The following is an 18,516-nucleotide window of genomic DNA, read 5'->3' as shown; positions in this document are numbered from 1 at the left end:
TCATGGAGCCCATCGGCAACATGCCACCGGCAGAAGCCGAGGAACGCTACTATGCCGCGCTGCAGGAGCAGCCCATGGCAGCGTGACTCAAACCAAACGGCCTCCGGGAAAACCGGGGCGGTTCAGGTGAGACTCTAAGCGGCTTCCAGCGTTGGGATTTTGTTGATCTGACCGGCGAGTTTTTGTTCGGCTTTCCAGAGGTCGACGGCCAGTTGCATGTGCAGCCAGATTTGCGGGCCGTTGCCGAACAGTTTGCCCAGACGCAGCGCCATTTCCGGGGAGATTGAGGATTTTTCGGCTAAAATGTTGTGCAGGGTCTGGCGGGCGACGCCGAGTTTGTCCGCCACCGCGTTGACGGGCAAGCCGAGGGCGGGGAGCACATCTTCGCGCAGCATTTCACCGGGGTGAGTGGGCTGGCGGGCGGGGGGGTGGAGTGGTGCTTCATGGTTGTTTCATTTTCAGTGTGCCGAACTTTCGCGGATACGTTCGACAGTATTTACCGCGCGTCGGAAACAAGGATGTATTTGAACCTCGTCAAATCGTGGTTCATGACTCTCCTCGTATGAGTAGTAAGTTCGACTTCCGCCTTGCCCCCCGAGAATGAAGTCACCAATGAAGCCGATTTCATAGAGAATATCTAAAAATCGCCGAACATCTACCGCGTCCGCTAACGCATTAAACCATGGCACATTAATCGTTGCCTCAATAAATATTTGCAGAATCATTTCTTCAATTTCGGTACGCTTAAAATGATACTTTCGACGAAAAAATTTTGTTTTCCAAAATGCCATCACTGAGTTTAGCGCTGGATATTGGTTTGTGTATTCAGCACAGAGGTCGTCCAGTTTCCAATTTGAATAGTCAGGTTCCGCATCTTTAAGTTTCTCATCAGATGGAGTGATGCCATCGACTTTTTCCGTATAGTATCTAACTAGCTGAATTAATTCGCGGGGCCGTGAAAGAGTTCTCTCGATTAGCCAATTTTGTGTATGAGTTGCCCCAATGCTCGGCGTAAAAACGGTATTGAATGCGTCTACGATTTCATTGAGACCTGCCATACGGCGGTTGTGATTAATTCTCGCCTCCAACACTTCGATCAAAGAATCTTTATTCCATCGGATGCGTTCGATATTCCGATATTTGTCCGCATGCATCGTACGGCCAATCAAGATTGTGTAGACATCCTCACGCAAAAAAATTACTGGATGTAAATTGGCGTGCAAACTTGCTATATGATCAGCCGCCAACAACAGACCAAGAAGCATGGTATTTGCGGTATCTGAGTTGTCCCAACCCAAATCTAGGTCGTCTATTAACACGACAACCTTTGTGTCATCTTCGGCAAGTGCTTTTATATGATGCTCAAGTGCGTCAACGTCAGCAACATCACGCAACGCTTTTTCCATACCTAAACCAAGTTCCCCAAGTTTTCCTGCTCTGAGTTTAATTTTCGTCAGTACGTTGGCTATATTCTCAACGAGATCCATCGATGTACGGTTTTGTTGGAGAGCAACATCTCTCGCATACTCCATGCTCCCAGATGTAAGTACGCGCCTCTTAGCATTGTCGCCTATAGCGCAGAGTACATCGAGATAGATATGTCTCAACCAAGTATGTTGAAAAAAATGTCCTGACAAAATCCTTTGGAGATCGTTTCATCATTTAGAATAGTCTTGATAGAGTTGTATTTTGGCAGTACCTTTACGACTATATTATCTTGTTCGGCGAAGTTCTTTGCAAGCTTCGCTAATAGAGCACTTTTTCCTGACCCTTTGCGCCCGACAACAATACTTTTTGCTTTGCGGGACAGTCGATCAAGGGAGTCTGAAGTTACAAAATACTCCAGAAGAAGTGAGTCTTTTTCAGCACTGTCATCACCCCAGTTAATGCTCTTAATTTTCACGTTTTCACCTCAATGATGTCAGGTCATGCCCTGGGAAAAACTCCCCATTGAAGGGGAGGTTTTATGTTCGATCATTCTCAAGCCTTCGGCACCGACCCACTCGCCGCCGCCGGCGAAAACACCGTCGCGGGGAGTGGCTTTGGGCGGTCGGGGTTGTTGACGTTCAGCGCGATGCTGGCGCCCAGGGCGTTGGCCATGCCGGTGGGGACCAGGATGGTGACGCCGCGGTCTTTGTTCATGTCGTAGATCAGGCCCATCTGGCGGATTTGCAGGGCGACGGGGTTGTTCTCGTAGATGCGCGCGGCGTCGGCGATTTGTTCGGCGATGGCGACCTCGGCGCTGGCAAGGGTGACGCGGGCTTGTTTCTCTTTTTCCGCCTGGGCGTTGCGGCTCATCGCGTCGTTGAGTTCGGGGGGGATTTTGACGTCGCGGATTTCAACCGAGATGTCGCCGATGCCCCAGCCGTCGGATTTTCTGGTGATGAAGGCGCGCAGTTTCTCGTCCATCGCCTCGCGGTTGGAGAGGATGTCGTTAAGGGTGGTGGCGCTGATGACTTCGCGCAGCGAGGTCTGGGCGATCTGCGCGATCATGTTGCGGTAGTCGGTGAGTTCGGTGGCGGCGCGTTTCACATCGGAGACGCGCCAGAACATGATCGAGTCCATGGTGACGGAGACGGCATCGGCGGTGAGCGTGTCCTCGGCCGAGATGCGGGTGCTTTGGCGGCGCGTGTCGACCACGGTGTAGACCAGCTCGAAGGCCGGGATGAGGAAGTAGAGGCCAGGGCCGCGCACGCCGGCGTAGCGGCCGAGGCGCAGGACGACGGCGCGCTCCCACTCGGCGGCGGTGCGCAGGGTGAGGGCGAGAATGACGCCGATGAGCACGATGACGCCGCCGATGACGGGGTTTTGCAGCAGGTAGCCGAGCGCGGCGCCGGCGAGGATGACGAGGAAGGCGATGAAGGTGACGGCGCTGTTCATGGAGGGGGTCCTTTGTTCAGGCTGATCGTCTGGCGATGATAACAGAAGTGATCATTTCCAGCACGATATCATTATTCTGGTTGAGCGTGGTGAAGCGGTTGGTGACGATGCCGCTGCCGGGCCGCTTGGCGCTGGGCCGCACGGAGAGGACTTCGAGGCGCAGGCGCAGGGCATCGCCGGGGCGCACGGGGCGGCGCCATTTGAGCGACTCGCAGCCCAGGCCGAGCGCGCCGGGGGCGGGGTTGTAGAAGCCGGCGGTGATGAAGCGGTTCATGGTGAGGGCCGCGGTGTGCCAGCCGCTGGCGATGAGGCCGCCGGTGATGTCCTGGGCGGCCTGTGGGTCAATATGCATCGGCTGGGGGTCGTATTTTTCGGCGAAAGCGATGATTTCGGCCTCGTTGACCGTGAGTGGCTCGCTCTCGAAGACCTGGCCGGGGTGGAAGTCCTCAAGGTACTGGTAATCCATGCTGGCGGCTCCCGCGAATCGTTTAACTTTGCTAGGCTGTTAGCATGAACATGCAACTCCTGCTTCTGTTTTTGGTTGGGCTTATCGCCGTGGCGGCCATGGCTTTTGGCTGGGCGGGGTGGCGGGCGGCGCGCGCGGCCCCGGCGCGGCTGCAACTGGGGTTGGAGAAGGTGCTGGCGGCTAGCCGGGCGGAGGCGGAGTTTTTGCGCGCCAGCCTGGCCGCGATGGAGGGGCGGCTGGCCGGGGCGATCCAGACCGGGACGACGGATGCGCTCTCAAAAGCCTTCGCGCAGATAAGCGGGGCGACGCAGAACATGGCCAACGCGGTGGAGGGGCTGCGCCGGGCGGCGGCGGAGGATTCGCAGCGCACCATCGCGCTGCTGGAGACGCGGCTGGGGGCGATCCAGACCTCGGTGAACGAAAAGCTGCATGAGGCGGTGGAACAGCAGATGACCAACAGCTTCGCCCGCGTGCTGGAGCAGTTCGCCCAGGTGCAGCAGGCGATGGGGGAGGTGCAGTCCGCCGCCGCGCAGATAGGCGATTTGAAGCGGATATTCTCCAATGTGAAGACGCGCGGCGGCTGGGGCGAGGCGCAGCTGGGCGCGATGCTGGAACAGGTGCTGCCGCCCGGCGCGTTCGAGCGCAATTTCGCGCTGCGGGAGGGACAGCGCGAGCGGGTGGATTTCGCGCTGCGGATGCCCGCGCGCAGCACGTTGTGGCTGGCGGTGGATTCAAAATTCCCGACCGAGGATTATGAGCGGCTGCTGAACGCGGCGGAGAAAGCGGATGTGGAGGGCGAGCGGGTGGCGCGCGAGGGGATCGCGGCGCGGGTGCGGCTGGAGGCCAAGAAGATCCGCGAGAAATATATCTGCCCGCCAGAGACGGTGGAGTTTGGCGTGATGTATCTGCCAAGCGACGGGCTGTTTGCCGAGGTGGCGCGGATTCCCAACCTCATCGACGAGATCCGGGTGCGCGAGAAGGTGATTATCCTGGGGCCGACGCTGTTGCCCGCGATGTTGCAGACCATCCACCTTGGGCATATCACGCTAGACCTGGAGAAGCGGGCTGGAGAGATCGGCAAGCTGCTGGGGGCGACGCGCGCGGAGATGACCAAGATGGACGATGTGCTGGGCAAGCTCGCCAACAATGCCGCGACGATGACGACCAATATTGAAAAGGCGCGGGTGCGTACGCGCGCCGTGGGCCGGGTGCTGCGCACGGTGGAGATGGTGGAAGCCGGGGCGGCGCAGAGCCTGCTCGGGCTGGAAGCCGATGAAGAGGAAGCATGATGATACGCCGCGCCTTTATGTTGTTGGCCTGCCTGGCGCTGAGCGCCTGCCACCATACCTTCTCGCCGCAGGATGTGAGCGTCGTCGGGCTGGTGCCGGACCTCGCGTTTAACATGACCGATGTGAATACCGGCAAGCCGGTGAGCGCAGCGGATTTCAAAGGCAAGGTCACGCTGTTGTATTTTGGGTATACGCATTGTCCGGATGTCTGCCCTGCAACGCTCTATAATTTGACCCGGATTTTTAAGAAAATGGGAGCCGCGGGCAGGGATGTGCGGGTTTTGTTTGTTACCGTGGACCCCAGCCGTGATACACCTGACGTGTTGAAACGATATACCAGTTTATTCGGCGAAAATTTTATCGGCCTGCGCGGAAATGCTGATCAGATATATTCGCTCGCGCGGCGTTACCGCGTGGTATTCTCGGTCACCAAAACGCCAACCTATACCGTTACGCACTCCGCAGCCGTGTATGTGTTCAACCCCCAGGGCAAGCCACAGTTCATTATTGCCGGGTTGGATACGAACATGCCAGATATAAAGGGCATTGCCACAGACCTGACCTATGTGGGGAAGGAGTAGGCGGGATCGCGCGGAACAGAGCTGGTGCAAACCACCGGTTTCAGGGCGCTGTTACCGCGCCATAAACCTTGGCTGAGAAACTTAGTGTGACGTTTGATTTCAGGGTCAGCGTCACGGGTACGTTGTCACCGACTTTCATGTGCGGGTTCATGCACATCAAATGATACCCTCCGGGCGCAAAGGTCACGGTGCCATGAGCGGGGATCACCACGCTCGGCACGTCCATCATCATGGCCATGCCGCTCTCATCCTTGCTTTCATGCAGCATCAAACTGCTGCAAGCGGGTGAAGCCGCGCCGGTAAGAATTTCGTTGTTATTGCCGTTATTTTGTAAAACCATATAACCGGCGGCTGGAATGTTGGGGAGCAAAAACCGCATCCATGGCTTGCTTACGGTCACATCGGCATGGGCCATTACCGGCAACGCGGCCGCCAGCATAATTGCGCGCAGTCTCATGCTTTTATCAACGGTGTCATTAGGGTTGCCACCATGGGAAGATCAGGCTGAGCTGATGCCAGAGTCCCCAGAATATAGCGCGCCTTTCCATCCGCCGCGAAACCGTAGACGGCCATGCTATGCGATATTTTGCTCACCGGGTCGGGCGTATCCGCGTTTTCCACGGCGCTGTATTGGACCCCAAAGCGTTTCGCGAATACGGCCAGATGTTCGGTATCGCCGCGCAATCCGTCCATCACCGGCGGGGGGCCGAATTGTGCCATAAAATTTTTCAAACGCGGCAGTGTATCGTGAATTGGATCAATCGTTACAAACAAAACCCGCAGATCCTGCCCGCGCGGGCCCATTTTTTTAACCAGCCTGGCCGCATTCTCCATTGTGAGAGGGCAGGTATCGGTACAGCGGGTAAAGCCAAAATATAAAATGACCGGATGACCCAGGAAATGGGCTGCTGTGACAGGTTTGCCGGTGGAGGCGAGGTGCATGTTAAATTCCAGGCTTGGCAGCTGCCCGGTGACGTCGGCATAGGGTGGGCCGGAAAAATTATCATCTGCAAAGGCTGGTTGCCGGTAAAACAAAGCAGACGAGGCCCCGGCGATGAGTGCATTGCGCCGTGTGATTTGCATATCCTTGCTCCCGGAATGGGCCATTTGAATAAATCATCCGAACCTGGCGAAATGCATTTAACCTAATCTTTCCCGCATGAGAAGTGCAGGGGCATGAACCTCAAACGATCGCGCTAGCGCAGGGTGGCGCAGAAGGCGGCGATGCGATCGCAGGCGCGGGCCAGGGTGGCCTCAGAGGTGGCGGTGGAGATGCGGATATGCGGGCTCATGGCGAAGGCCGCGCCCTGGACGACGCCGACATGGGCTTCATCGAGCAGGGCGGCGGTGAAATCAGTGTCGTTGGTGAGGCGGCGCCCGGCCGGGGTGGTTTTGTTAAGGCACCCGGCGATGCTGGGGAAGACGTAGAAGGCGCCCTCGGGTTTGTGGCATTCGATGCCGGGGATTTGGTTCAGGCGGCTTACGACGAGGTCTCGCCGGGATTGATAGGCGGCGGCACGCTCATGCAGCAGCTCTTGCGGGCCTTCGAGCGCGGCGAGGGCGGCGGCCTGGCCGATGGAGGAGACGCCCGAGGTGGCGGTGGCCTGGACCACGGTACAGGGTTTGATGAGCGCGGGCGGCAGGGCGGCGAAGCCGATGCGCCAGCCGGTCATGGCGTAGCTTTTGGAGACGCCGGTCATGGTGACGGTGCGATCGGCCAGATCCGGCGCGATGGCGGCCAGGGTGGTGTAGTTGAAATGATCGAAGAGCAGATGCTCGTAGATGTCATCCGAGAGGACCCAGATGTTTGGGTGGCGGCGCAGCACCGCGGCGAGGGCTTCCAGCCCGGCGGGGCTGATGGCGGCGCCAGAGGGGTTGTTGGGGTAGTTGAGCAGCAAGAGCTTGGTGCGTGGTGTGATGGCGGCTTCGAGGTCTTCGGGCTGGAGGATGAAGCCTTTATCCTGCGGGCAGGGGACGAAGACGGGGGTGCCGCCGGCGAATTGGATGGTTTGCTCGTAGCCGGCCCAGGCGGGGGCGGGGATGATGACTTCATCGCCGGTGTTGATGACGGCCATGACCACGTTGAAGATGGCCTGTTTGCCGCCATTGGTGATGAGGATGCTGGCTTGCGGGACATCGAGCTTCTGGTCGCGCAGGTATTTGCGGCGTACGGCGGCCTTTAGCGCCTCGGTTCCGGCCAGGGGGGGGTATTTGGTCTCGCCGCGCCGGGCGGCGGCGTGGGCGGCTTCGACCACATGTTCGGGGGTGGGGAAATCCGGTTCGCCGAGGGAAAGGGAGATGACATCGTGGCCTTCGGCGCGCAGGGCGCGGGCGCGGGCGGCCTGGGCGAAGGTGGCGGCGAGTTCGGTGCGGCCCACGCGGACGGAGAGTGCTGGCATGGCGCGGACATAGCCATGCCAGCAGGCTTAGCGCAAGGATTCAGCCGTTAGCGCGATCGTTTGAGGTTCGCTCAGCCGAGCGAGCCGAAAGCGTGGATCGCCCTCAGAAAAGCAGCTAAAGCTTGGTCTCACTTAAAGCGATGAGACTTTAGTAATGGTAATGGCCCATCATTCCCATGCCGCCGAACAGCCAGACGATGATCAGGATTACCAGGAGGAAGCCCAGCACGCCGCCTAAGCCGGAATTGCCGTAGTTGCGGTGGGCGTAATAGCCGCCGCCGCCAAAGAGGATAAACAGGATTAAAATCAGCAAAATGAGTGGCACGTGGCGCTCCCGGGTGAGTTTTGTTTGCTTTGTTAACGTTGTGTGCGCGGGCGGCTGGGATAAGGACCGTTATTATTAAACTGCTGTTATGAGGCGGCTGAATTGCTTGAGGCGGGCCGCGGGGGTATGAGGCCAGCGCATCTTCCTGGAACCAGCAAAGCGGAGTGGAATAATGGCTGAGACTTTCGACCTTATCGTGATTGGCTCCGGCCCGGGAGGTTATGTCTGCGCCATTCGCGCGGCCCAGCTGGGCATGAAGGTTGCGTGCGTCGAGAAGCGGGCCACGCTGGGTGGCACCTGCCTGAACATCGGTTGCATCCCCTCCAAGGCGCTGTTGCAGTCCTCGGAGGTGTTTCATCAGACCGTGCACGGGCTGAAGGACCATGGCATCGCGGTTGGCGAGGTCAGCTTCGATCTGGCCAGGATGCAAGCCCGCAAGGGCGAGGTGGTCAGCGCCAATACCAAGGGCATCGAGTTTCTGTTCAAGAAGAACAAGATCACCTGGATCAAGGGTGCGGCGAGCTTCACCGGCCCGAATGCGATCGCGGTTGGGGGGAGCGCCTATAGCGCCAAGAGCATCGTCATCGCCACGGGCAGTGAGTCCGTGCCGCTGAAGGGGGTTGAGGTTGATGAGACGCGCATTGTCACCTCCACCGGGGCGCTGGAGCTGGATAAGGTGCCGGGGCGGCTGGTGGTGATCGGCGGCGGGGTGATCGGGCTTGAGCTGGGCAGCGTGTGGGCGCGGCTGGGCGCAAAGGTGACGGTGGTTGAGTTCCTCGAGCGCATTACCCCCGGCCTGGACGCTGAGATTTCCAAGGCGTTCCAGCAGGCGCTGACCAAGCAGGGCTTCACGTTCAAGCTTGGGCACAAGGTGACCGGCGCCACGACGGGCAAGGACGGCGTGAGCCTGACCATCGAGCCGGCCAAGGGCGGCGCGGCGGAGACGCTGGAGGCCGATGTCGTGCTGCTGGCGATTGGCCGGCGGGCCTATACCGAGGGGCTGAACCTGGCCGCGGCCGGGGTGGCGGCGGATGCGCGCGGGCTGGTGCTGACCGATGCGCATTATGCCACCAACGTGCCGGGGATTTATGCGATCGGCGATGTCATCGCCGGGCCGATGCTGGCGCATAAGGCCGAGGAAGAGGGCGTGGCGCTGGCCGAACTTCTGGCCGGGCAGGCCGGGCATGTGAATTACGATGCGATTCCCGGCGTGGTGTACACTTGGCCGGAAGTGGCCAGCGTGGGCAGGACCGAGGAGGAGCTGAAGGCCGCCGGGGTTGCGTACAAGGTGGGCAAATTCCCCTTCATGGCCAACGGCCGCGCGCGCGCCATGGGCGAGATGGAGGGGTTTGCGAAAATTCTTTCGGACCAGACGACGGACCGGCTGCTTGGCGCGCATATCATCGGGCCGGACGCGGGGACGCTGATCGCCGAACTGGTGACGGCCATCGAGTTTGGCGCCTCGGCCGAGGATGTGGCGCGGGTCTGCCATGCGCACCCCACTTTGAGCGAGGTTGTGAAGGAAGCCGCACTGGCCGCTGATGGCCGCGCGCTGCATATCTAGCCGATGAGCGGATATATCAGGCTTGGCGTTAACGTCGACCATGTGGCCACGCTGCGCAATGCGCGCGGCGGCGGGCATCCGGACCCGCTGAGCGTAGCGAAGGCCTGCGTCGCGGCGGGGGCGGATGGGATTACGATTCATCTGCGCGAGGACCGCCGCCATATCCGCGATGCCGATGCGGAGGCGATCTGCGGCTGGGCCGCGGTGCCGGTGAATTTCGAGATGGCGGCGACGGCGGAGATGACCGCGATTGCGTGTAGGCTGCGCCCGCATGGGGTTTGCATCGTGCCGGAGCGCCGCGCCGAGATTACCACTGAGGGCGGGCTGGATGTGGTGGGCCAGAGCGAGGCGCTGCGGCCGGTCATCGCGCGGCTGACGGCGGCGGGGATTGTGGTGTCGTTATTCGTGGACCCCGATCCGGCGCAGGTGCGCGCGGCTGCCGGGGTTGGCGCCGCCGTGGTGGAGTTGCACACCGGCGCCTATGCCAATGGCCATCCTGGTGAGCTGGAGCGGCTGCGCGCCGCCGCCGCGCTGACCACGCAGCTTGGCCTGGAGTGCCATGCCGGGCATGGGCTGACGTTTGCCAATGTCATGCCCGTCGCCGAGCTGCCGGAAATCCGCGAGCTTAACATCGGGCATTTTCTGATGGGCGAGGCGTTGCTGACCGGCCTGCCCGTGGCGATTAAAGAAATGAAGCGGCTGATGGACGCGGCGCGGCGGGTTTAGAGACGGAAGGCTTCAGATTGATCCGCCGCGCGGCTCGAAGCCTGGCTGGTTCCAGGATTTAAGGAAAGCTTCCAGTTTTTCATCGGCGGGGCCGATGACCACATGAAGTTTCACCAGCAGGTCGCCGGCGTGGTGGTGGCTGTGGGCGGGTACGCCACGACCGCGCAGGCGCATTTCGGTGCCCGAGTCGCTATGGGGTTTTATGCTCAGCGCCACCGGGCCGGTGGGGGTGGGCAGGGTGATTTTGCCGCCGAGCACGGCCTCATGCAGGGAGATTGGCAGGTCCATGCGGATGTTCTGCCCCTCGCGGCGGAAGAGTTTATGCGGGGCGACGGTGATTTCGATCAGCGCGTCGCCGGCGGGGCCACCGTTGCGCCCTGGCTGGCCGCGCCCGCGCAGGCGCAGCACGTCGCCGCTGGTGGTGCCGTGGGGGATTTTCACATCCAGGGTCTGGCCGTCAGGCAAGGTGAGGCGTTTGGTGGTGCCGTTCACGGCTTCGAGGAAGTCGGCGGTGAGGGCGTAGCGGGCATCTTGGCCGCGCGCGGGGCCGGCGGGGCGGCCGCGCTGCTCGAACATGCTGGCGAAGATGTCCTCGAAATTGCCGCCGCCGAAGCCGCCCGCGCCCGCGCCGAAGCCAGCGCCGCCGCCGGGGCCTTGGCGGAAGCCTGGCGGGGCGCGTTCGGTGCCGCTGGCGTCGATCTCGCCACGGTCGTACCGGGCGCGTTTTTCGGGGTCGGAGAGCAGCTCGTTGGCCGCCGAGGCGCTTTTGAACGCCTCTTCCGCCGCCTTGTTGCCGGGGTTGAGGTCAGGGTGGTGTTTTTTCGCGAGTTTGCGGTAGGCCGCGCGGATTTGCTCGGGGGTTGCGTCCTTCGCGACGCCGAGGATTTTATAGGGATCATCTGCCATGCGGATCATTTAGAGGCATTGCGCGGATTATAACAGGGTGTGCGCGCTTAGAGACGGATGGTCGATAAAGATAGAGGGCGATTCACGTTTTCGGCTCGCGCGGTTGAGCGAACCTCAAACGATCGCGCTCCATGGCAAAATAGAGGGCGATTCACGTTTTCGGCTCGCTCGGTTGAGCGAACCTCAAACGATCGCGCTCCATGGCAAAATAGAGGGCGATTCACGTTTTCGGCTCGCTCGGTTGAGCGAACCTCAAACGATCGCGCTCAATGGCGCAGTGTGCTGGAGAGGAACTGTTTGAAGCGCGGGGATTGCGGGTTGGTGAACATATCCTCGGGTTTGCCTTCTTCCTCGGTGAGGCCCTGGTGCAGAAACATCACGCGGCTGGCGACCTCGCGGGCGAAGCCCATCTCATGCGTGACGACCAGCATGGTGCGGCCCTCCTTGGCCAGGTCGCGCATCACTTTCAGCACCTCGCCGACCAGCTCGGGGTCAAGCGCGGAGGTTGGTTCATCAAACAGCAGTACATCGGGCTCCATGGCCAGAGCGCGGGCGATGGCGACGCGCTGCTGCTGCCCGCCGGAGAGCTGCGCCGGGTATGCGTGGTGCTTGGCGGCGAGGCCGACCTTCTCGAGCATGGCCTCGGCCCGGGCGGCGGCGGTTTTTTTGTCAAGCTTCAACACATGGATCGGCGCCTCCATGACGTTTTGCAGCACGGTCATATGCGCCCAGAGGTTGAATTGCTGGAACACCATGGCGAGGCGCGCGCGCAGGCGCTCCACCTGTTTGGGGTTGGCGGCGGTGCGGGTGTGTTTGCCCTCGCGCATCTCGATCAGCTCGCCTTTGATGCGCACGCGGCCCCGGTCGGGCATTTCCAGTAGGTTGATGCAGCGCAGAAACGTGCTTTTGCCCGAGCCGGAGGCGCCGAGAATCGCGATCACATCCTGGTCATGGGCGGTGAGCGAGACGCCCTTCAGCACTTCGAGGGTGCCGAAGCACTTGTGGATGTCCTCGACGGCGAGGGCGGGGATGGGCGGAGCCGGCTCGGACATGCTGAAAAACACCTTATATCTGAACGATTCATGACTGGGCTGCGGAATTACTTTGGAATAATGCTGGAATGCAGCTTTGCAAAACCCGTGCCCTGCGTCACTATGTAATCGTCCTTATTCGGACGCAGGAGAGTGTGGGGGCCTTTGGGCTAGTTTCCCGCCGCCGAAGGCGCAACCGGCCCCCGGAAACGCTCAGGCAAAAGGGCTGCGTGGTTGAGCGGGACGCTCTGGAGAGCCGGCGGGTTGATGCCCGCCGCACCGACGGGGTCAAGGGTTGAGGGTTGGCCCTTTGCCCGAATCTCTCAGGTTCCCAAACAGAGGGGGGTCAGTTTGCCCGGCACTTGGCGGGGCGCTGATTGGTTCTGGGGGAATTGCGTTGGAAACAGCATTGCTGAAAACACCATTGGATGCGCTGCACCGCCGCCTGGGCGCGCGCATGGTGGAATTTGCCGGGTATGAGATGCCCTTGCAGTACACGGGCATCATGGCTGAGCATCAGGCGTGCCGGGAGGGTGCGGCGCTGTTCGACGTCTCGCATATGGGCCAGGCGCATATTGCCGATGCCAGGGCGTTCGAGGCGCTGGTGCCGGGCGATATTGCGGGCCTGCGGCCGGGACGCCAGCGTTATACGCTGCTGCTCAATGAGGCAGGCGGCATTATTGATGACCTGATGGTGGCAAATTTTGGCGCGCATTTGCAACTGGTGCTGAACGCCGGGCGCAAGCATGTGGATTTGGCGCATATCCGGGCGCATGGCGTGGCGATCACCCCGCATTTCGAGCGGGCGCTGGTGGCGTTGCAGGGGCCGAAGGCGGCGGCGATGCTGCCCGAGGGGGCGGCGCTGAGGTTCATGGATGCGGCGGCGCTGCGCGTTGCGGGCATTGCCTGTGTTGTCACCCGCTCGGGTTATACCGGGGAGGATGGTTTCGAGATCGGCTGCGCAGCGGAGGATGCGCAGGCGCTGACCGGGCTGTTGCTGGCGCGCGGCGCCACCCCTGCCGGGCTGGGGGCGCGCGACTCGCTGCGGCTGGAGGCCGGGCTTTGCTTGTATGGCAACGATATTGACGAGGGGCGCAACCCGGTTGAGGCGAATCTGACCTGGGCGATTGCCAAGCGCCGCAGGGCCGATTGGGGCTTCCTTGGCGCCGCGCCGGTGCGCGCCGCGCTGGAGGCCGGGCCGGCGGAGGTGCTCGTTGGCATTAAGGTGACCGGGCGCGCCCCGGCCCGCGCGGGGGCGGAGATCCGCAATGCGCAGGGCGAGCACGTGGGCGCGGTCACCTCCGGCTGCTTCGCGCCGAGCCTGAGCGCGCCGGTGGCGCTGGGCTATGTGCGGGCCGATTGCGCCGCCGCGGGCACCGCGCTTGACCTGATTGTCCGCGACAAGCCAATTCCCGGCGTTGTCGCGCCGCTTCCTTTTGTTCCCCATCGTTACGCCCGCTGAAAGGTATTTTTCATGACCCAGACATTTTATTCCAAGGACCACGAGTGGGTGCGGATTGGCGAGGATGGCCTTGCCACCGTTGGCATCACCGATCATGCGCAGGAGGCGCTGGGCGATATCGTGTTTGTCGAGCTGCCCGAGCCGGGGCGCAATGTTGTGGCGCATGAAGCCTGCGCCGTGGTGGAGAGCGTGAAGGCCGCCTCCGATGTTTATGCGCCGCTGACCGGCACCGTGAGCGAGACCAACCCGGCCATCGTGGATGAGCCGGCGCTGATCAACACCGCGGCCGAGACCACGGCCTGGTTTTTCCGCATGCGCCTGGAAGACCCCACCGCGGTGAACGCGCTGATGAGCAAGGCCGCCTACGATGAATTTTTGGGGAGCCTGTAATGTCCGCATTGGAGGAGCTGGCGGCGCTTGAGGCGGTGGATGGGTTCGTGGCGCGCCATATCGGCCCGGATGACGCGCAGGTGGCGGCGATGCTGGCCGCCGCCGGGGCGCTCAGCCTCGATGAGCTGATGGCGCAGACGATCCCCGCGAACATCCGCACCAACGCGCCGCTGGCGCTGCCCGAGGCGAGCGATGAAGCCGCCGTGCTGGCCGATTTGCGGGCGCTGGCGGCGCGCAATGTGATGAAGAAATCGCTGATTGGCCAGGGGTATCACGGCACGCTCACGCCGCCGGTAATTTTGCGCAATGTGCTGGAGAATCCGGGTTGGTACACGGCCTATACGCCGTATCAGGCTGAGATTTCGCAAGGCCGGCTGGAGGCGATTCTCAACTATCAGACCATGATCTGCGAGCTGACGGGCATGGGCATCGCCAATGCCTCGCTGCTGGACGAGGCCACCGCCGCCGCCGAGGCGGTTTCGATGGCGCACGGGCTGAATAAGAGCAAGTCGGACACCATCGCGATTGCCGCCGATGTGCATCCGCAGACCCGCGCGGTGATCGCGACGCGCGCCTGGCCGCAGGGTTTTAGGCTGGTGGATTTCGCGGCAGGGGATGCGGCGGCGATTGCGGCGGCGAAGCCGTTTGCCGTGGTGCTGAATTATCCGGGCAGCAGCGGCGAGGTGCGCGACCTTGCGGGCGAGATCGCCGCCGCGCAGGGAGCGGGCGCGCTGGCCGTGGTGTGCGCCGACCTGCTGGCGCTGACATTGCTGACGCCGCCCGGCGAAATGGGCGCGGATGTGGTGGTGGGCTCGGCGCAGCGCTTTGGCGTGCCGATGGGCTTTGGCGGCCCGCATGCCGGGTATTTTGCCACTTCGGACGCTTATAAGCGGCATATGCCGGGGCGGCTCGTCGGGGTTTCGGTGGATGCCGCGGGGCGCCCGGCGATGCGTCTGGCGTTGCAGACGCGCGAGCAGCATATCCGCCGCGAGAAGGCGACCTCCAACATCTGCACAGCGCAGGTGCTGCTGGCGGTGATGGCCGGATTCTATGCCGTGTGGCACGGGCCGGAGGGCTTGCGGCGCATTGCGCGGCGGGTGAATTTGCAGGCGCGGCTGCTGGCCGAGGTGGCGGTGAAGGCTGGGTTCAGGCTGCGCCATGCAGTGTTTTTCGATACGCTGGCGCTGGAGGCCGGGGCGCGCGCCGAGGCGCTGATGCAGGGCGCGCTGGCGGCCGGGTTCAACCTGCGCCGGTTGGATGCCACGGGCGTTGGCATTGCGCTGGATGAGACCGTGACCCGCGCGGAGCTGGAGACGCTGGCCGGTTTGTTGGGCGGCGCGCTGGGCGGGGCGGCGGCGGCGATTCCGGAGGGGTTGCTGCGGCGGAGCAAATTCTGCGCCGGGGCGGTGTTCTCCGCGCATCATTCCGAAACCGCGATGATGCGGTATTTGAAGAAGCTGGAGGACAAGGATGTCGCGCTGAACCGCTCGATGATCCCGCTTGGCTCCTGCACCATGAAGCTGAACGCCAGCGCCGAGATGCAGGCCATTACCTGGCCGGAGTTCGCCAATATCCACCCCTTCGCGCCGGTGGCGCAGACCGCGGGGTTCACGGCGCTGATTGGCGAGCTGGGGGCGTTTCTCAAGGCTGTTACGGGTTTTGCGGGCATTTCGCTGCAACCCAACTCCGGGGCGCAGGGCGAGTTCGCCGGGCTGCTGGTGATCCGCGCCTGGCACGAGGCGCGCGGCCAGGGGGGGCGCAAAATCTGCCTCATCCCCGCCTCGGCGCACGGCACCAACCCGGCCTCTGCCGCGATGGCGGGGTATCAGGTGGTGGTGGTCGGCTGTGACCGCGACGGCAATGTGGACATTGCCGATTTGAACGCGAAAATCGCCCAGCACCGGGAGGCGCTGGCGGCGCTGATGATCACCTACCCCAGCACGCATGGGGTGTATGAGCCGGGCATTCGCGATATCTGCCAGGCCGTGCATGCGGCCGGAGGGCAGGTTTACATGGATGGCGCGAACATGAACGCCCAGGTGGGGCTGACCTCGCCGGCTTCCATCGGCGCGGATGTGTGCCACTTGAACCTGCACAAGACCTTCTGCATCCCCCATGGTGGCGGCGGGCCGGGGGTGGGGCCGATCGGCGTGGCGGCGCATCTGGTGCCGCATCTGCCCAACCATCCGCTGCGCGCCGATGCGGGCCCGGCCACGGGCTATGGGCCGGTTTCCGCGGCACCCTATGGTTCGGCGCTGATCCTGCCCATCCCCTATGCCTATATCCGCCTGATGGGGCCGGAGGGGATCACGCGGGCGACCAAGATCGCCATCCTCAACGCCAACTACATCGCCGCGCGGCTGGAGCCGCATTACCCGATTTTGTATCGCGGCGCGCAGAACCGGGTGGCGCATGAGTGCATCATCGACTGCCGGGGGTTTGGCGCCACGGCGGGCGTGCAGGTGGAGGATATCGCCAAGCGCCTCGCCGATTACGGCTTCCATGCGCCGACCATGTCCTGGCCGGTGGCGGGGACGCTGATGATCGAGCCGACCGAGAGCGAGGACAAGGGCGAGCTGGACCGCTTCTGCGAGGCAATGATTGCCATCGCCGGGGAGATTGCCAGCATTGCGTCGGGCGCGTGGCCGCAGGCGGACAACCCGTTGAAGAACGCGCCGCACACGGCCGAGGAAGTGGCGGGGGCGCAATGGAGCCACCCCTACAGCCGCGCGCAGGCGGCGCATCCGCTGCCATTTGTGGCCGCTGCCAAGTATTGGCCACCGGTGAAACGGGTGGACAACGTTTATGGCGACCGGAACCTGGTTTGCTCCTGCGCCCCGCTGGAGGCTTATGCTGCGGCGGCGGAATAAAAATTCATCAACGTGACCTGAAAAACCACTTGCGCCCGGGGGGGTATGGCCTCATAAGCCGCCCCTCTTGGCCCAGGGGGGCGCGGCGCGGTGCTGCGTTCTACAGGCCGTCTACTAGTTGAGGGGGTTCGAAATGAACGCACTTGCCCGACTGGGGATGGTCTCGGAGACTCCGAGCGAAAACCAGACGACAACGGTCTCCGTGGAGCCGGCTAAAGACTATTTCGTGGAACGCGACGGCATTAAATACGCCGGTATGCATCTGTTGATCGACCTCTGGGGCGCGACGAATCTCGACAGCCCGGAGCTGATCGACAAAACATTGTGCGCCGGGGCGATTGAAGCGGGCGCCACCATATTGCACCACCATTTTCACCACTTCACCCCCAACGGTGGCGTGAGCGGCGTGGTTGTGCTGGCGGAGAGCCATATCTCCATCCACACCTGGCCGGAACGCAGCTTCGCGGCGCTGGATGTGTTCATGTGCGGCGTCTGTGACCCGTACAAGGTGATCCCGTTCCTGCGCGAGGCTTTCAAGCCGACGCATGTGCAGATTAACGAACAGAAACGCGGCCTGATCGCGTAAATGGGTGGACGAGGGGCTACGCCCCTCGTGACCCGCGTGAGGTTTTGAACCCCGGGGGGCGCAAGCTCCCCGATTTTTCTGCTGATCGATGCGATGAGGAATATTTCCAGATGACCGATACCTGGTTGAATGAGACCCTTTACCCGGACTGGGGCCAGCGCTTCCGCTTCGTGCGCCAACTGGCGCGCGTGAAGAGCGCGTTTCAGGATATCGCCGTGTTCGAGACCGATAGCCATGGCCGCGTGCTGACGCTGGACGGCGTGATCCAGATCACCGAGCGCGATGAATTCGTGTATCAGGAGATGCTGACGCATGTGCCGCTGCTGGCGCATGGCAACGCGAAGCACGTGCTGATCATCGGCGCGGGCGATGGCGGCGTGCTGAAGCATGTGCTGATGCACAAGGGCGTTGAGCGCGCTGTGATGGCCGAGATCGACGGTGAGGTGATCCGCCTCTCCAAGGAGTTTTTGCCCGGCATCGGCGGGGATGCCTGGAACGATCCGCGCGCCGAGGTGATTGTGGGCGATGGGATCGACTATGTGAAGCGCGCGCCGGATGCCTCGTTCGACGTGATCATCGTTGACTCCACAGACCCGATCGGTGTGGGCGAGGTGCTGTTCACTGACGAATTCTACCAGAACGCGGCGCGGATTCTGACCGCGAGCGGGTTGATCGTGAACCAGTGCGGCGTGCCGTTCATGCAGGCGGACGAGCTGCGCGAGACCTCCGCCCGCCGGGCGCAGTTTTTCCCGCATGTGACCGCGTATGTCGCCGCGGTGCCGACCTATGTGGGCGGTTATATGACCCTGGGCTGGGCGGGCAAGGATGCGTCGTTGACGCAGCTTGCGCCCGAAGTGATTGCCCAGCGTGCCGAGGCCGCGGGCATTGCGGGCAAGAGCGAATACTGGACGCCGCACGTGCATGTGGCGGCGTTCTGGCTGCCGCCGTATATCGCGCGGCATCTGCCGGCCTGAGTTAATACCAGTCAGCCTTAAGGCTGACTGGTATGCGCGCGGGGCTGGTGGGGCGGCCGCGCGCAAA

General features: G+C 62.3%; 19 protein-coding genes, 1 pseudogene and 1 riboswitch. Of the genes and pseudogenes, 9 read left to right on the top strand and 11 right to left on the bottom strand.

The genetic code is table 11. The features are described from left to right. Nucleotides 1–134 precede the first annotated feature (134 nt). The 5 genes and pseudogenes from PHE40_RS07440 to PHE40_RS07420 all read right to left on the bottom strand — a co-directional run. Nucleotides 135–407: pseudogene (locus tag PHE40_RS07440) on the bottom strand (HigA family addiction module antitoxin); the annotation flags it as partial. Between the two features lie 51 nt (nucleotides 408–458). After that, a complete protein-coding gene (locus PHE40_RS07435; protein ID WP_408838801.1) occupies nucleotides 459–1,607 on the bottom strand; it encodes a P-loop ATPase, Sll1717 family in 1,149 nt (382 codons plus the stop codon). Beyond that, nucleotides 1,604–1,903 (bottom strand): hypothetical protein, encoded by a 300-nt coding sequence (locus PHE40_RS07430; protein WP_299960229.1) that lies wholly within the window; start codon nucleotides 1,901–1,903, stop codon nucleotides 1,604–1,606. The genes PHE40_RS07435 and PHE40_RS07430 overlap by 4 nt, the downstream gene beginning before the upstream one ends. A 77-nt stretch (nucleotides 1,904–1,980) precedes the next feature. Beyond that, complete coding sequence (locus PHE40_RS07425; protein WP_299960227.1) at nucleotides 1,981–2,880, bottom strand: slipin family protein; 900 nt, start codon at nucleotides 2,878–2,880, stop codon at nucleotides 1,981–1,983. Between the two features lie 16 nt (nucleotides 2,881–2,896). Continuing rightward, nucleotides 2,897–3,346 carry a MaoC family dehydratase gene (locus PHE40_RS07420; RefSeq protein ID WP_299960224.1) on the bottom strand — a complete coding sequence of 150 codons (450 nt, stop codon included), beginning with the start codon at nucleotides 3,344–3,346 and terminating at the stop codon, nucleotides 2,897–2,899. Nucleotides 3,347–3,390: 44 nt separating this feature from the next. Between PHE40_RS07420 and PHE40_RS07415 the strand changes: the two genes are divergently transcribed. Further along, nucleotides 3,391–4,635 carry a DNA recombination protein RmuC gene (locus PHE40_RS07415; protein ID WP_299960221.1) on the top strand — a complete coding sequence of 415 codons (1,245 nt, stop codon included), beginning with the start codon at nucleotides 3,391–3,393 and terminating at the stop codon, nucleotides 4,633–4,635. Continuing rightward, entirely contained in the window at nucleotides 4,632–5,216 is a 585-nt protein-coding gene (locus PHE40_RS07410) for an SCO family protein (RefSeq protein ID WP_299960218.1), read from the top strand. Before PHE40_RS07415 ends, PHE40_RS07410 begins: the two co-directional genes overlap by 4 nt. A 40-nt stretch (nucleotides 5,217–5,256) precedes the next feature. Here the strand turns inward: PHE40_RS07410 and PHE40_RS07405 are convergent, their stop codons facing one another. The 4 genes from PHE40_RS07405 to PHE40_RS07390 form a co-directional block, all read right to left on the bottom strand. After that, entirely contained in the window at nucleotides 5,257–5,673 is a 417-nt protein-coding gene (locus tag PHE40_RS07405) for a copper chaperone PCu(A)C (RefSeq protein WP_299960214.1), read from the bottom strand. Beyond that, nucleotides 5,670–6,158: an SCO family protein gene (locus PHE40_RS07400; protein WP_299960211.1), complete on the bottom strand. Its 489-nt coding sequence runs from the start codon at nucleotides 6,156–6,158 to the stop codon at nucleotides 5,670–5,672. Before PHE40_RS07400 ends, PHE40_RS07405 begins: the two co-directional genes overlap by 4 nt. A 254-nt stretch (nucleotides 6,159–6,412) precedes the next feature. Further along, nucleotides 6,413–7,615: a pyridoxal phosphate-dependent aminotransferase gene (locus PHE40_RS07395; protein WP_299960208.1), complete on the bottom strand. Its 1,203-nt coding sequence runs from the start codon at nucleotides 7,613–7,615 to the stop codon at nucleotides 6,413–6,415. Nucleotides 7,616–7,763: 148 nt separating this feature from the next. Continuing rightward, nucleotides 7,764–7,940 (bottom strand): DUF3309 domain-containing protein, encoded by a 177-nt coding sequence (locus PHE40_RS07390; protein ID WP_299960206.1) that lies wholly within the window; start codon nucleotides 7,938–7,940, stop codon nucleotides 7,764–7,766. Between the two features lie 172 nt (nucleotides 7,941–8,112). Here PHE40_RS07390 and lpdA point away from each other — a divergent pair, with 172 nt between their 5' ends. Continuing rightward, complete coding sequence (lpdA, locus tag PHE40_RS07385) at nucleotides 8,113–9,504, top strand: dihydrolipoyl dehydrogenase (RefSeq protein WP_299960203.1); 1,392 nt, start codon at nucleotides 8,113–8,115, stop codon at nucleotides 9,502–9,504. Nucleotides 9,505–9,507: 3 nt separating this feature from the next. After that, nucleotides 9,508–10,230 carry a pyridoxine 5'-phosphate synthase gene (locus tag PHE40_RS07380; RefSeq protein ID WP_299960200.1) on the top strand — a complete coding sequence of 241 codons (723 nt, stop codon included), beginning with the start codon at nucleotides 9,508–9,510 and terminating at the stop codon, nucleotides 10,228–10,230. Between the two features lie 12 nt (nucleotides 10,231–10,242). On the opposite strand, the gene PHE40_RS07375 is transcribed toward PHE40_RS07380, so the two are convergent. Together PHE40_RS07375 and PHE40_RS07370 are read right to left on the bottom strand one after the other, a co-directional pair. Next, nucleotides 10,243–11,136 (bottom strand): J domain-containing protein, encoded by an 894-nt coding sequence (locus PHE40_RS07375; RefSeq protein ID WP_299960197.1) that lies wholly within the window; start codon nucleotides 11,134–11,136, stop codon nucleotides 10,243–10,245. 266 nt (nucleotides 11,137–11,402) lie between these two features. Further along, nucleotides 11,403–12,188: an ABC transporter ATP-binding protein gene (locus PHE40_RS07370; protein ID WP_299960194.1), complete on the bottom strand. Its 786-nt coding sequence runs from the start codon at nucleotides 12,186–12,188 to the stop codon at nucleotides 11,403–11,405. A gap of 115 nt (nucleotides 12,189–12,303) precedes the next feature. After that, a riboswitch (glycine riboswitch) is annotated at nucleotides 12,304–12,406 on the top strand. 170 nt (nucleotides 12,407–12,576) lie between these two features. On the opposite strand from PHE40_RS07370, the gene gcvT reads away from it, so the two are divergent. The 5 genes from gcvT to speE all read left to right on the top strand — a co-directional run bounded on the left by gcvT (nucleotide 12,577) and on the right by speE (nucleotide 18,449). Then, the gene (gene gcvT / locus PHE40_RS07365; RefSeq protein ID WP_299960191.1) at nucleotides 12,577–13,629 is read left to right on the top strand and encodes a glycine cleavage system aminomethyltransferase GcvT; all 1,053 of its coding nucleotides are present in this window, start codon (nucleotides 12,577–12,579) and stop codon (nucleotides 13,627–13,629) included. A gap of 12 nt (nucleotides 13,630–13,641) precedes the next feature. Further along, complete coding sequence (gene gcvH, locus PHE40_RS07360; RefSeq protein ID WP_299960188.1) at nucleotides 13,642–14,019, top strand: glycine cleavage system protein GcvH; 378 nt, start codon at nucleotides 13,642–13,644, stop codon at nucleotides 14,017–14,019. Next, complete coding sequence (gene gcvP, locus PHE40_RS07355; RefSeq protein WP_299960185.1) at nucleotides 14,019–16,889, top strand: aminomethyl-transferring glycine dehydrogenase; 2,871 nt, start codon at nucleotides 14,019–14,021, stop codon at nucleotides 16,887–16,889. Before gcvH ends, gcvP begins: the two co-directional genes overlap by 1 nt. Before the next feature lie 133 nt (nucleotides 16,890–17,022). After that, a complete protein-coding gene (gene speD, locus PHE40_RS07350; protein ID WP_299960182.1) occupies nucleotides 17,023–17,475 on the top strand; it encodes an adenosylmethionine decarboxylase in 453 nt (150 codons plus the stop codon). A 110-nt stretch (nucleotides 17,476–17,585) separates the two neighbouring features. Then, on the top strand, nucleotides 17,586–18,449 hold the full coding sequence (gene speE, locus PHE40_RS07345) for a polyamine aminopropyltransferase (protein WP_299960179.1): 864 nt from the start codon (nucleotides 17,586–17,588) through the stop codon (nucleotides 18,447–18,449). The last annotated feature ends 67 nt before the right edge of the window (nucleotides 18,450–18,516 follow it).

This window comes from Acidocella sp., from assembly GCF_028687955.1.
Classification (GTDB): domain Bacteria; phylum Pseudomonadota; class Alphaproteobacteria; order Acetobacterales; family Acetobacteraceae; genus Acidocella.
The sequence above is the reverse complement of the archived record's forward strand: the minus strand, read 5'-3'. Positions and strand labels throughout refer to the sequence as shown.